The sequence below is a fragment of the Pseudomonas sp. TH37 genome, from assembly GCF_016650735.1.
GTDB lineage: Bacteria > Pseudomonadota > Gammaproteobacteria > Pseudomonadales > Pseudomonadaceae > Aquipseudomonas > Aquipseudomonas farris.
The window spans coordinates 246128-258781 of sequence record NZ_JAEKFD010000001.1 but is presented as its reverse complement, the minus strand read 5'-3'; the positions used below and the strand labels follow the sequence as shown (position 1 = coordinate 258781).

The window sequence follows — 12654 nt, the reverse complement described above, 5'->3', positions numbered from 1 at the left end:
AGTGTACGAGGCCGTCAAAATCAATGCGAGCCAGGTACGAGGATTTATTCGTTGAGTTTGGCGAGGATCTTGTAGATCACGGTGGCGAGGATCATCAGCATGCCAACCCACATCGCGAATACACCAACGTTCTTGTCGCGAAAGTTGAAGCCGATGGCCAGCATGATCATCCCGGAAAGAATCGGGATCAGCATGGAGTGGAATGATGACATCGAGATCATGGTGACAGCCTTGTCGGAGAGGGGTATTGCAAGTCTAGGCGGCTTTCGGACGAGCGGAGGTGATGAAGATCATCGTGGCGAGGGAGCAAGCTCCCTCGCCACAAGAGTTACCTTTTAATCACCAAGGACTACGGCAATTCGCGGCAGGCGTAGAACGCGCTCAGCACTTTGACCAGGTGCGCCAGGTCATGGCTGCCGCACAGCTCGCGGATCGAGTGCATGGCGAACGTCGGCAGGCCGATGTCCACGGTGCGCACGCCCAGATGGCTGGCGGTAATCGGGCCGATGGTCGAACCGCAGCCCATGTCGCTGCGGACCACGAAGCTCTGCACCGGTACTTCTTCAGCCATGCACAAATGGCGGAAGAAACCGGCGGTTTCGCTGTTGGTGGCGTAGCGCTGGTTGCTGTTGACCTTGATCACCGGGCCGGCATTGAGTTTCGGGCCGTGGTTGGCATCGTGCTTGTCGGCATAGTTCGGATGCACGCCGTGGGCGTTGTCGGCCGAGATCAGCAGGGATTTCTGAATGGTCCGTACGAATTCGTCCCCTTCAGGCAACAGACGACGCAGGGTTTGCTCAAGCATCGGGCCGTCGGCGCCACAGGCCGAGCAGGAACCGACTTCTTCATGATCGTTGCAGACCAGCACGCAGGTTTCGTCGGTTTCGGTCGTCAGCAAAGCTTGCAGGCCGGCGTAGCACGACAGCAAATTATCCAGGCGCGCGCCCGCAATGAAATCGCCATGCAGGCCGATGACCGCGGCGCTTTGGGTGTCGTAGAAGCTCAGCTCGTAATCGAGCACCACGTCGGCGTTCAGGCCATGTTCGCGGGCCAGTTGATCGGTGAGCACGGCGCGGAAGTCCACACGCTCGTCACCGGCGAATTGCGCGAGGATCGGCGGCAGTTCGGTCTGGGCATTGATCGCCCAGCCCATGTTGGCTTCGCGGTTGAGGTGAATGGCCAGGTTCGGAATGATCGCGATCGGTGCCTTGAAGTCGATCAATTGGCTCTCGACCTTGCCATCACGGCGGAACGTCACGCGGCCGGCCAGAGACAGATCGCGGTCGAACCACGGCGCCAGCAGTGCACCGCCATACACTTCGACACCCAGTTGCCAGAAGCCCTGGCGTTGCAGTTCCGGCTGGGGTTTGACCCGCAGGCACGGGCTATCGGTGTGCGCGCCGACCAGACGAATGCCGCCGTGCAGGGGCGAATGACGGCCCATTTTGAACGCGACGATTGAAGAGTCGTTACGGGTGACGTAGTAACGACCGTTGGCTTCGGTGCTCCAAGGCTCGCGCTCGTCGAGGCGCATAAAACCGGCCGCTTCCAGACGCTGAACAAGGCTGGCAGTGGCATGGAATGGGGTAGGGGAGGCCTTGAGGAAGTCGATCAGGCCTTGGTTCAACTCTTCGCGCATAAGTAGCTCCAGACAGCAGTGGCGCCAGTTTAACGTATTGAAAGCGCAAAGTGCGGCGGGCGATTACGCGTGCAGAGTGAGACTCAATGTGGTGAGGGAGCTTTTGTGGCGAGGGGGCTTGCCTCCGTTGGAGTGCGAAGCACTCCTGAAACCGGCTAACCGTATCTGCAGGATATACGACTGCTTCGCAGCCGAACGGGGGCAAGCCCCCTCGCCACAAAAGCATGCTCATCGACCGTTAAAACGGCGCAGGGCACTCGAATCGCAGGCGTTCGCCCGTCTGGGGATGAGTGAAGCTGAGCATGCTGGCGTGCAAACAAAGTCGTGGCCAGGCAGCCAAGGCTTGCTCATGGGCATAGAGCCCATCACCCAACAGCGGGTGACCTATCGACAGCATGTGCACGCGCAACTGGTGAGAGCGGCCGGTGATCGGCGTCAGCTCGACGCGGCACCAGTCGCCACAACGCTCCAGCACACGCCAGAAGGTCAAGGCATGCTTGCCGAACTCATGGTCCACCACATGGCGTGGCTTGGTCGGCGGGTCATAGCGCAGGGGCAGATCGATGCTGCCGCTGTCCAGTTCCGGTTGTCCCCAGCACAGGGCGGTGTAGGCCTTTTCGGTTTCGCGGTCGTGAAATTGCCGAGACAGCTCGCGATGAGTGTCCGGGTCACGGGCCAACAGAATGATGCCGGAAGTTTCCCAGTCCAGCCGATGAACAATTCGTGCTTCCGGGTAGCCGTTTTCTTGCAGACGCGTAATCAGGCAGTCCTTGTTGTCATCGGCCCGGCCAGGGACGGAGAGCAACAGGGTCGGTTTGTCGACCACCAGTACGGCGGCGTCCTGATGGATGATGCGGATGTTGGACAACGGCATTAAAACAGCCTCGTAACAAACGCCAACGGCGGCTCAGAACCTTCACTGTCCATGTAGGAGCTGCCGCAGGCTGCGATCTTTTGATTTTGCTTTTAAAACAAGATCAAAAGATCGCAGCCTGCGGCAGCTCCTACACAGGCTCGAAGGTTCTGAGCCGCCGTGGCTCCCGCCGGATCGACTCAGCGATCTGGCAGGGTGATATTGAGTTCCAGAATCGAGCAGCTGCCCTGGTTTTCCAGAGCGACGTGCACGTCATCGGACCCGATATTGACGTACTTGCGGATCACTTCCACCAGTTCCTTCTGCAAGGCTGGCAGGTAATCCGGCGTGCTGCGCTGGCCGCGTTCATGCGCCACGATGATCTGTAGACGCTCTTTCGCTACCGAGGCGGTATTAGGCTTTTTGTTGGCACGAAAGAAGTCAAAAAGGTTCATTACCTACCTCCAAAAAGTCGCTCGAAGAATCCCTTCTTCTCGACATCGAGGAAACGATGGTCCACGGTTTTGCCCAGCAGACGATCGACGGCATCGCTGTACGCCTGACCGGCGTCGCTCTGGTCGTCGAGAATCACTGGCACGCCCTGGTTGGAGGCTTTGAGGACTGCCTGCGATTCTGGAATCACGCCCAGCAGGGTCACCGCGAGGATGTCCTTGACGTCTTCGACGCCGAGCATTTCGCCGTTGCTCACGCGTGTAGGGTTGTAGCGGGTCAGCAGCAGGTGTTCCTTGATCGGCTCTTCGCCGTTCTCGGCGCGACGGGATTTGCTGGCCAGCAGGCCCAGCATGCGGTCCGAGTCACGTACGGAGGAGACTTCCGGGTTGGTCACTACAATCGCTTCATCAGCGAAGTACATGGCCAGGTGGGCGCCTTTCTCGATGCCCGCCGGGGAGTCGCAGACCACGAATTCGAAGTCTTCTTTAAGTGCCATCAGCACTTTTTCCACGCCTTCCAGGGTCAGCGCGTCTTTGTCGCGAGTCTGACTGGCGGCCAGTACGTAGAGGTTTTCCAGACGCTTGTCTTTGATCAGAGCCTGTTGCAGGTTGGCTTCGCCGTTTACCACGTTGACGAAGTCATACACCACGCGGCGCTCGCAACCCATGATCAGGTCGAGGTTACGCAAACCGACGTCGAAGTCGACGATAACTGTTTTGTGACCACGCAGAGCGAGGCCGGTACCGATAGCGGCGCTGGTGGTGGTCTTACCCACACCACCCTTGCCGGATGTAACCACGAGAATCTTGGCCAAGGTGTTTTACCCCTAAGGAAAAAGGACGTTTAGCCCCTGAAAAACATCTCTTGAAAAACTACTGCAGTCGGACAGCCTTGGCTGGAATCCGGTTCTGAGCGGCGCTTACCCCCGGTAAACACTGCTTTTAGCCTTTTTCCTACTTCGTTTGAGCCGTTTTCGCTACGTTTTAGAGATGCTTGGAAAATGCGGCAGTATCCGTTAAAGCCGAATGATGTTCAACACGTCGCCCGACAGGCTGACTTGTACGCCCGCGCCCCACAATGGATCACGACGCAAATCCTCGGAAACCTTGTAGTGGCCGGCGATGGAGACCAGTTCAGCGGTCATTTGCTGACAGAAAATCCTGGCTTTCGTGTCACCTTTGACGCCGGCCAAGACACGACCGCGCATCGCGCCGTATACATGGATGTTCCCATCGGCGAGAAGTTCCGCCCCCGGGCTGACCGACGAAATCACCACCAAATCGCAACCCTGGGCATAAATCTGCTGGCCACCGCGTACCGGCGAGGTAATGATTTTGGTCGGTTTGATGGTCGGTTCCGGTGGTTTTTCCGGTTTTTTCGCAACAGTGCCTTCGATCGGGTCGAGCGGTCGCTCACGGGCGCCGGACGGCGGCAGCACCGGCAGATCGACCGCAATGGCGGCGGCAATGTCTTCAATGCGGCTGGCACGGATCGCCAGGGTGCGCAGGCCATGCTGGCGGCAGATGCGCATCAGCCCCGGCAAATCGACCGAGCCTTCGCTGGCCGGGAGTTTGTCCAGGGCCAGTACCAGCGGCGCGTTGCTGAAGAAGTTGGGCGCTTGGGCGACCTTGGCGGCCAGTTGTCGATCAAGGTTCTCAAGGTCGTTACGGGCCAGTTCCAGCACCGTAATGGCAAGCATGCTGCCCTTCAACTGGAACACGGGATCTTGGTCTAGCGGTTCGGTTTGGCTCATGGTTGGCATACAACGGCTTGTCACTAAAAGTGCCGAGACTTATAACGAGAACGCCCGCAGGCCGCAAGCCGGGTCGAACGATGTAGAATGCGCGGCCACTGTCTTGACGGAACCTTTAATGGATCGCCCGCGTTTTCGAACAGCATTTCTTTCTCCACGTTTCTGGCCGCTGTGGTGTGGCTTGGGGCTTTTGTGGCTGATTGTGCAGCTGCCGTATCCGGCGTTGCTGTCGGCCGGTCGCGTCTTGGGTGCATTGATGTATCGAGTGGCCGGCGACCGACGGCGCATTGCCAAGCGCAATCTTGAGCTGTGTTTCCCTGAAAAGACCGCTGCCGAGCGCAAGCGTCTGCTCAAGGAAAACTTCGCCTCCACCGGCATCGCCTTCTTCGAGATGGCCATGAGCTGGTGGTGGTCGCGCAAGCGTCTGGCGAAACTGGCCCATGTCGAAGGCCTGGAACATTTGCAGCAGGCCCAGCGCGACGGCAAGGGCGTGATTCTGATGGCCGTGCATTTCACTACGCTTGAGATCGGCGCGGCGCTGCTCGGTCAGCAGCACACCATCGATGGCATGTACCGCGAACACAAGAATCCGCTGTTCGACTACATCCAGCGTCGTGGCCGCGAGCGGCATAACCTTGACTCGCTGGCGGTGGAGCGCGACGACGTGCGTGGCATGCTCAAACTGCTGCGGGCAGGCCGAGCGATCTGGTACGCACCGGATCAGGACTACGGCGCCAAGCAAAGTATCTTCGTGCCGTTGTTCGGGATTCAGGCGGCGACCGTCACCGCCACCAGCAAGTTCGCGCGGCTGGGCAAGGCGCTGGTAGTGCCGTTCACTCAGCAACGCCTGGCTGACGGCAGTGGTTATCGGTTGGTGATTCATGCGCCGCTCGAGGGCTTTCCCGGCGAGACGGAAGAGGCTGACTGCATTCGGATCAATCAGTGGGTCGAAAGTACGTTGCGCGAATGTCCGGAGCAATACCTCTGGGCACATCGCCGCTTCAAGAGCCGACCACCGGGCGAACCGAAGCTGTACGCCAAACGCGGTTGAGTCACCGATCCCTTTAAGCACCATGGAGTGTTGCGATGAGTTCTGCTGAACCGGTTACAGGGTTGATACTTTCCGGCGGCGGGGCTCGGGCGGCTTATCAGGTGGGTGTGCTGGCGGCGATTGCCGAGCTGCTGCCGGTGGGCGCGGCGAATCCGTTTCCGGTGATCGTCGGCACCTCGGCCGGCGCGATCAACGCGGTCAGCCTGGCCAGTGGGGCAATGGACTTTCGCGGCGCGATTCAGCGTCTGACCGCCTTCTGGCAAGGTTTCCGCAGCCATCTGGTACTGCGCAGCGACTGGCCTGGGGTGATCCATCAAGCCACCCGTTTTGTCAGTCACAATCTGATGGGGATTGGCGCTCCGGTGCCTGTGGCCCTGCTCAACAGCTCGCCGCTACGCGGTTTACTCAACGACAAACTGCACATGCCCGGGATTGCCGAGGCTATCGCGCAAAAGCAATTGAAGGCGGTGGCGGTCACGGCGTTTGGCTATGAGTCCGGTCAGGCCGTCACGTTTTATCAGGGCGGTGGCACCATCGAGTCCTGGTTGCGCCATCGGCGAATCGGCGTGCCGACCCAATTGAGCGTCGATCATTTGCTGGCCAGTTCGGCGATTCCATTACTGTTTGCACCGGTGAAAATCGGCGAAGAATATTTTGGCGATGGCGCGGTACGCCAATCGGCACCGATCAGTCCGGCCCTGCACCTGGGTGCCAGTCGCGTGCTGGTGGTGGGCGTCAGCGGCAACCCGCGCGGGGTCGATCCGGAACAGCCGCTGCAACGCGCCTACACCGGTCAGCAGCCGACCCTGGCACAAATCGGCGGGCACATGCTCAACAGTACATTCATTGACAGCCTGGAAAGTGACATCGAGTTGCTGCAGCGTCTGAATCAGTTCAGCCATCTGCTGCCCGACGGCACACCGAGTCGTGCATTGGGAGCAGCGCCGGTGGACGTGCTGGTGATTTCGCCGAGTCAGCCGATCGATGAAATTGCGGCGCGGCATCGCCAGGAATTACCGGCGGCCTTGCGCCTGTTTTTGCGCGGGCCGGGGGCGACCAAGACCAGCGGGGCGGGGGTGCTGAGTTATCTGCTGTTTGAGGCGGGGTATTGCAGCGAGCTGATTGATCTGGGCCGGCGCGATGCGTTGGCCAAGCGGGATGAGCTGTGCCGGTTTCTGGGGTTGGTGGAGCCTGCGGTTTCGGCTTGAGATTTACGGTGCGGCAATTCGCGGGCAAGCCTCGCTTCCACAGGTTTTGTGTCGTTCGCCGATGATGTGAACGACACAAAACCTGTGGGAGCGAGGCTTGCCCGCGAAGCTTTTACGATTAGAAGTGGAACTTCACCAGGAAGCTCGTGTTGCTCTGATCGGTCTTGAAGTACTGGCTGTCCTTAATCCCGTACTTGTCTGACCAGTAGTCGTACTCGACACCGACGTACAACTGCTTCTCGCCTATGTTCAGGGCTTTGCCCAAGTCGTATTTGATCTGTGGGTTGAAGTGCAGGTTGGCGTGGTAGGTGCCTTTGCTGTTCTGGTCGTTGTCGACCACCCAGTCCATGAAGCCATCGATCAGGATGTTCGAATCGCCCACTGGAATGGTGTAGGACCAAACCGGGGTGATCTGCCAGACGTTGTCACCCGGGCGACTGCCCTCGGTGTGACGCTGGTAGAAGTTCAGCTGGAAGTAATCGAACCCGGGAATCGCCAGGTCGAAACCAGGACCGATCAGGTAGGACTCGGTATCGCCCTCACCGAATTCGTACGTCATGGCCAGCAGCACGTCTTTGACCGGGCCGAACTCCAGTTTTTGGTCGAAGATCTTGCCAAACGACAAGCGCGGGCTGATTTCGCCGTAATAGGTGTTCGAGCCGACGCCGCTGTCTTCCTTGCCGTTGTAGAAAATCTTGTCGACGAACACGAAGTTGTCGCCGTATTTCCAGGCATCGGCGTGCTCGAAGGTGACGGTTTGCTGAATGCGCGGGTTGACCTGGAAGTCCTTGCCATAGAGGTAGGTCAGGCTGTTGTTCTGCCATTGCAGCAAGTCGCCGGCCATTGCCTGGCCCCCGGCCAACAAGGATCCCGCAAGCATCAGGCTGGTGCACGTACGTTTCATTCGGTTGCTCCCAAAAAGTAGGTGGTTCCACGTTATTTTTCTAAGGTCGGCGCTCTGGTGTGGCGCCTTTTTCTTTAGCTGTAAAAAATCATCCAATCGGTCAGCTTCAGTGCTGTTAGCAAGAGCTGAGCCAAGGCTTTTAAAAAGCCAAAAAACTCCCGTTCGGCGGCTCAAGAGCAGTCGATTGAGAGTGGTTTTGGAGTGCCTTGGTACCGTCCAGCGCCGGGGTAAGTTGGCTTTCTGGTCAGGAATTAAATCCGGGCTTTTTTTAGACCAGATTCGGGCGGCCGCGGAGAATACTGACTCCTTGGCCAGGTCTCAAGTGCCCCGCAACAGCGCACCGACGACAGGTTTGGAGCACGGTTGCGGATCATCTAGAAATGCACCTTCATCAGCAGGCTGGTGGTGTTCTCATTAGTGTCGAGGTTGGCGTTGTTTTCGATGCCGTATTTGTCTTTCCAGTAGCTGTATTCGACGCCGACGTACACCTGTTTCTCCCGCCAGGCCAAAGCCTTCCCCAGGTCGTATTTGATCTGCGGGTTCAGGTGCAGGTTGGCGTGGTAGGTGCCCTGTGAGTTCTGGTCGTTATCCACGACCCAGTCGATGTAGCCGTCGATCAACAGGTTCGAGTTGCCCAATGGCAGGGTGTAGGACCAGGCCGGCGTGATCTGCCAGACATCGTCGCCGGGACGCGAGCCTTCGGTCTGGCGATAGTAGAAGTTCAAGGTGAAAAAATTGAAGCCCGGTACTGCGAGGTCGAAACCGGGGCCGATCAGATAGGCCTCAGTGTCGTCTTCGCCATTCTCGTAGGTCATGGCCAGCAACACGTCCTTGATCGGGCCGAATTCGAAACGGCGGTCGAGGATTTTGCCGAAAGACAGGCGCGGACTGAACTCGCCGTAATAGGCGTGAACGCCTTTATTCCGGTCTTTCTCGCCGTTGTAGTAAGTGCTGTCGACGAACAGGAAGTTGTCGCCGTACTTCCAGCGGTCGGCGTGCTCAAAGGTTATCGTCTGCTGGATTGACGGGTTGACCGCGAAATCCTTGCCATACAGATAGCTCAGGCTGTTGGTCTGCCACAGCAGCAAATCCCCGGCCATGGCTTGGCTCGCGGCCAACAGGCCAGTGCCCAACAGCACGCTGGTTTTTGTCCGAATCATCTGTTGCTCCCTCTTGTTTTTATTGTTTTGTGGCGAGGGGGCTTGCCCCCGTTCGGCTGCGAGGCAGTCGTAAAACAGGTGAATGCTGTTTGCTTGAGAGGATGCCGGGGCCGCTTCGCGACCCAACGGGGGCAAGCCCCCTCGCCACAGGAAGCCTGTTCGCCGGTTCGATTAGTGCGGGTGCGCGTGGCAGTCGTTGATGTCCGCGCGTTCGTGACCGCCAAGAATGTTGAACAACAGGTTCAACGCCAGGGCGCTCAGCGTGGCCATGGCGATGCCGCTGTGGGTGATCGGGCTCATCCACATTGGCAGGTGGGCGAAGAACTCCGGACGGACCACCGGAATCAACCCCATGCCGATGCTCACCGCCACCAGCAATTGGTTGCGACGGTCACCGATATCGGCCTCTTGAAGAATCTTGATCCCGGTGGCGGCGACCATGCCGAACATCGCAATGGTCGCGCCGCCCAGTACCGCAGGTGGAATCGATGCCACCAGGAATGCCGCTTTCGGCAGCAGGCTCAGCACCACCAGCAAGCCGCCGGCGACGATGGTCACTGAACGGCAACGCACGCCGGTCATCTGCACCAAACCGATGTTCTGGGCGAAAGAGGAGTGGGTGAAAGTGTTGAAGAAGCCGGCGAAAAACGAAGCGCCGGCATCGCAGAGCAAGCCACGACGCAGCATCCGTGGCGTGACGTCCTGCCCCGTGATTTTACCTAGCGCCAGGAACATCCCGGTGGACTCGACGAAGATGATCACCACCACCAGGCACATCGAAAGGATCGGCGCGAGGTGGAATTGCGGAATGCCGAAATGCAGTGGCGTGACGATCTGCAGCCACGGCGCCTGGGCCATGCCGCTGAGGTCGACCATGCCGATTACGCCGCAGATGATGTAGCCCAGGCACATGCCGATCAGCACCGAAATGTTGACCCAGAAACCGCGCATGAAACGATGGACCAACAGAATCGTAGCCAGTACCAATGCCGCGATGGCCAGGTAAACAGGAGAACCGAACTGAGCCGCGTCAGCACCGCCGCCGGCCCAATTCACGGCCACGGGGAACAGCGACAAACCGATCGAGGTGATGACGGTGCCGGTCACCAGCGGCGGGAAGAAACGCACGACTTTGGACATGAAGGGCGCGATGAGCATGCCGAAGAAACCGGCGGCGATGGTTGCGCCGAAAATCCCTTGCAGACCGATGCCAGGCATCCCGGCCATGGCCACCATGCTGCCGACCGCGGCGAAACTGGCGCCCATCATCACCGGCATGCGAATGCCCATCGGGCCAATGCCCAGCGACTGGACGATAGTGGCGATGCCAGCCACCAGCAGGTCAGCGTTGATCAGAAAGGCGATTTCTTCACGGCTCAGCCCCGCGGCCTGCCCGATGATCAGCGGCACCGCAATGGCTCCGCCGTACATCAGTAGAACGTGTTGCAGACCGACCAGGATCAGTTGCAAAAGGGGTAAGCGCTGAATGGCGGGTGCGTCGGGGATGCGGGCTTCGGATAGCTCGGACATGCAACACCTCGGATCTTTTTTTATTCTTGTGATTTACAGCCGCAGTGCTGCTGGCAGCTGTTTTCTAATCAGGTGGACCGCGTTGCGGCCAATCGCAGGCAAGCCAGCTCCCACACAGGCAATGCAAACCCTGTGGGAGCGGGCTTGCCCGCGATGCTTTTGCTACTTATTGGGTTTGGGCCCCCTGAACAATCCACGCACCAATCAGGTCACGTTCCTGCTGGGTCATCTGGGTGATGTTGCCCAGTGGCATGATCTGGCTGGCAACAGCCTGGGCCTGGATGCGCGGGGCCTGGAGCTTGATCTGCTCGGGGGTATCGAACATCACGCCAGCCGGCGCCGCGCTAAACAGCGGGCTGGTAGGTTTGGCCGAATGGCAGACCGTGCAGCGTTCCTGGATCACGTCGTGCACCTTGTCGAAGGCAGGACCGGCATTTGATGCCTGGGCGGGTGCAGTTTCAGGGGCCGCCGCCGGTGCAGCTTCAGCCGGGTTCTTGCCACCGCCCAGGGCTGTTTCCGGCAACGGCTGGTACTCGATGGTCCCAGGCGCCTTGGCCACTTCAGGTGCGCTGGACATCGGCGCCGGCCCGGTCACGTAGGCCAGGCAGATCATGCCGACCGCCGCAACGGGCAGGGTCCAGGCGAATTTGTGGCTGTCATGACGGGTGTTGAAGTAGTGACGCACCAACACCGCCAGCACCGCGATCCCGGCCAGGATCAGCCAGTTGTATTGGCTGCCGTAGGTGCTCGGGAAGTGGTTGCTGATCATGATGAACAGCACCGGCAAGGTGAAGTAGTTGTTGTGACGCGAACGCAGCAAGCCTTTGGCCGGCAGGGCCGGATCGGGCGTGCGGTTCTCGGCGATCGCCGCCACCAAGGCGCGCTGCGCCGGCATGATGATGCGGAACACGTTGCCGACCATGATGGTGCCGATGATCGCGCCGACGTGCAGGTACGCACCACGACCGCTGAACACTTTGCTGAAGCCGTAAGCGGCGCCAATGATCAGCACGAACAGGATGAAGCCGAGCAGGGCAGGGCGTTTGCCCAGGGCCGAGTCGCAGAGAAAGGAGTAGACAAACCATCCGATGAACAGCGAGCCCAGACCGATGGCCACGCCTTCAAGGCCGCTCAGGGTGCTTCCCGGTGCCAGCAAGTACAGCGTCGGGTTGGAGTAGAACACCACGCAGAGCAGCGCGACCCCCGACAGCCAAGTGAAGTAGGCTTCCCATTTGAACCAGTGCAGGTTGTCGGGCATGGTCGGTGGAGCCAGTTTGTATTTTTCCAGGTGATAGATACCGCCGCCGTGGATCGCCCACAAATCGCCCGCCAGCCCGTTTTTCGGGTTGACCCGATTGAGGTTGTTCTCCAGCCAGACGAAATAGAACGACGCGCCGATCCAGGCCACGCCAGTAATCATGTGAACCCAGCGCACGCTCAGGTTCAGCCATTCCAACAGATGTGCTTCCACAGTCTTTACCTCTCGCCTGTCACTCTGTCGTCGAGTGATCAGACCTTCTCTTATTGGTGGGGGGCGAGGATCAAACGCTCATCCTCTTTGAAAAAATGCTCATCGCAGTTATTGCCTGTGCCACTGCGATCAACCACCAGGAAGTCATCCCGCTTTTCGATCGTCAGCACCGGGTGGTGCCAAACGCCGCGATGGTAATTAATGCCCTGCCTGCCGTTGGTGACGAAGGCGCGGACCAAGCCTGATACAGGTTCATCGCCAAGTGGCGCGACCACGATCAGAAAGGGGTTGCCGAGCAGCGGAATGAAAGCCTGGCTGCCCAGCGGGTGACGCTCCAGCATGCAGACGGTCAGCGGCATGTCCTGCGCGTCGGCGCGGAAGATGCTGATGATCGCCTTGTCCTCTGGCGTAGCGGTTTCCACCGTCGCCAGTTTGTGAAAGCGCATGGTCGAACCGTTGTTGATCATGAAGTGATCGCTGCCGTCGGTTTCGATCACGTCACCGAAAGGGGCGAAGGCTTCTTTGGTCAGCGGTTCAATCGTCAATGTGCGCATGCTGGTCTTCTTATCCAAATTCTGTGTTGTTTGTTCTATCGCCATCGCGGGCAAGCCCGCTCCCACATGAATTGTGGC

Annotated in this window: 13 protein-coding genes; 2 read left to right on the top strand and 11 right to left on the bottom strand. The window is 59.1% G+C overall.

Annotated elements, in window-relative coordinates; genetic code table 11:
- Window positions 1-44: 44 nt before the first annotated feature.
- The 6 genes from JFU11_RS01215 to minC form a co-directional block, all read right to left on the bottom strand.
- Entirely contained in the window at window positions 45-221 is a 177-nt protein-coding gene (locus tag JFU11_RS01215; protein WP_167344810.1) for a hypothetical protein, read from the bottom strand.
- Window positions 222-349: 128 nt separating this feature from the next.
- Window positions 350-1639: a M18 family aminopeptidase gene (locus JFU11_RS01210; protein WP_123720786.1), complete on the bottom strand. Its 1290-nt coding sequence runs from the start codon at window positions 1637-1639 to the stop codon at window positions 350-352.
- Window positions 1640-1877: 238 nt separating this feature from the next.
- Window positions 1878-2513: an RluA family pseudouridine synthase gene (locus tag JFU11_RS01205; protein WP_030131660.1), complete on the bottom strand. Its 636-nt coding sequence runs from the start codon at window positions 2511-2513 to the stop codon at window positions 1878-1880.
- A gap of 179 nt (window positions 2514-2692) precedes the next feature.
- Window positions 2693-2947, bottom strand: a complete 255-nt coding sequence (gene minE, locus JFU11_RS01200) for a cell division topological specificity factor MinE (RefSeq protein ID WP_048394400.1) — start codon at window positions 2945-2947, stop codon at window positions 2693-2695.
- The gene (gene minD, locus JFU11_RS01195; protein ID WP_050681334.1) at window positions 2947-3759 is read right to left on the bottom strand and encodes a septum site-determining protein MinD; all 813 of its coding nucleotides are present in this window, start codon (window positions 3757-3759) and stop codon (window positions 2947-2949) included. The genes minE and minD overlap by 1 nt, the downstream gene beginning before the upstream one ends.
- Window positions 3760-3960: 201 nt before the next feature.
- Window positions 3961-4698 (bottom strand): septum site-determining protein MinC, encoded by a 738-nt coding sequence (minC, locus tag JFU11_RS01190; protein WP_123721244.1) that lies wholly within the window; start codon window positions 4696-4698, stop codon window positions 3961-3963.
- Between the two features lie 118 nt (window positions 4699-4816).
- Here minC and JFU11_RS01185 point away from each other — a divergent pair, with 118 nt between their 5' ends.
- Together JFU11_RS01185 and JFU11_RS01180 are read left to right on the top strand one after the other, a co-directional pair.
- A complete protein-coding gene (locus tag JFU11_RS01185) occupies window positions 4817-5749 on the top strand; it encodes a lipid A biosynthesis lauroyl acyltransferase (RefSeq protein WP_201059447.1) in 933 nt (310 codons plus the stop codon).
- A gap of 35 nt (window positions 5750-5784) precedes the next feature.
- Complete coding sequence (locus JFU11_RS01180) at window positions 5785-6957, top strand: patatin-like phospholipase family protein (protein WP_123720788.1); 1173 nt, start codon at window positions 5785-5787, stop codon at window positions 6955-6957.
- A gap of 118 nt (window positions 6958-7075) precedes the next feature.
- On the opposite strand, the gene JFU11_RS01175 is transcribed toward JFU11_RS01180, so the two are convergent.
- The 5 genes from JFU11_RS01175 to JFU11_RS01155 form a co-directional block, all read right to left on the bottom strand.
- Complete coding sequence (locus tag JFU11_RS01175) at window positions 7076-7861, bottom strand: outer membrane protein OmpK (protein WP_123720789.1); 786 nt, start codon at window positions 7859-7861, stop codon at window positions 7076-7078.
- A 374-nt stretch (window positions 7862-8235) separates the two neighbouring features.
- Window positions 8236-9021 carry an outer membrane protein OmpK gene (locus tag JFU11_RS01170; RefSeq protein ID WP_201059446.1) on the bottom strand — a complete coding sequence of 262 codons (786 nt, stop codon included), beginning with the start codon at window positions 9019-9021 and terminating at the stop codon, window positions 8236-8238.
- A 171-nt stretch (window positions 9022-9192) separates the two neighbouring features.
- Window positions 9193-10551, bottom strand: coding sequence for a nucleobase:cation symporter-2 family protein (locus JFU11_RS01165; RefSeq protein ID WP_201059445.1), 1359 nt, complete (start codon window positions 10549-10551; stop codon window positions 9193-9195).
- Window positions 10552-10717: 166 nt separating this feature from the next.
- Window positions 10718-12022, bottom strand: coding sequence for a urate hydroxylase PuuD (locus tag JFU11_RS01160; protein ID WP_123720792.1), 1305 nt, complete (start codon window positions 12020-12022; stop codon window positions 10718-10720).
- A gap of 50 nt (window positions 12023-12072) precedes the next feature.
- Entirely contained in the window at window positions 12073-12576 is a 504-nt protein-coding gene (locus JFU11_RS01155; protein WP_007898831.1) for an ureidoglycolate lyase, read from the bottom strand.
- Window positions 12577-12654 lie beyond the last annotated feature (78 nt).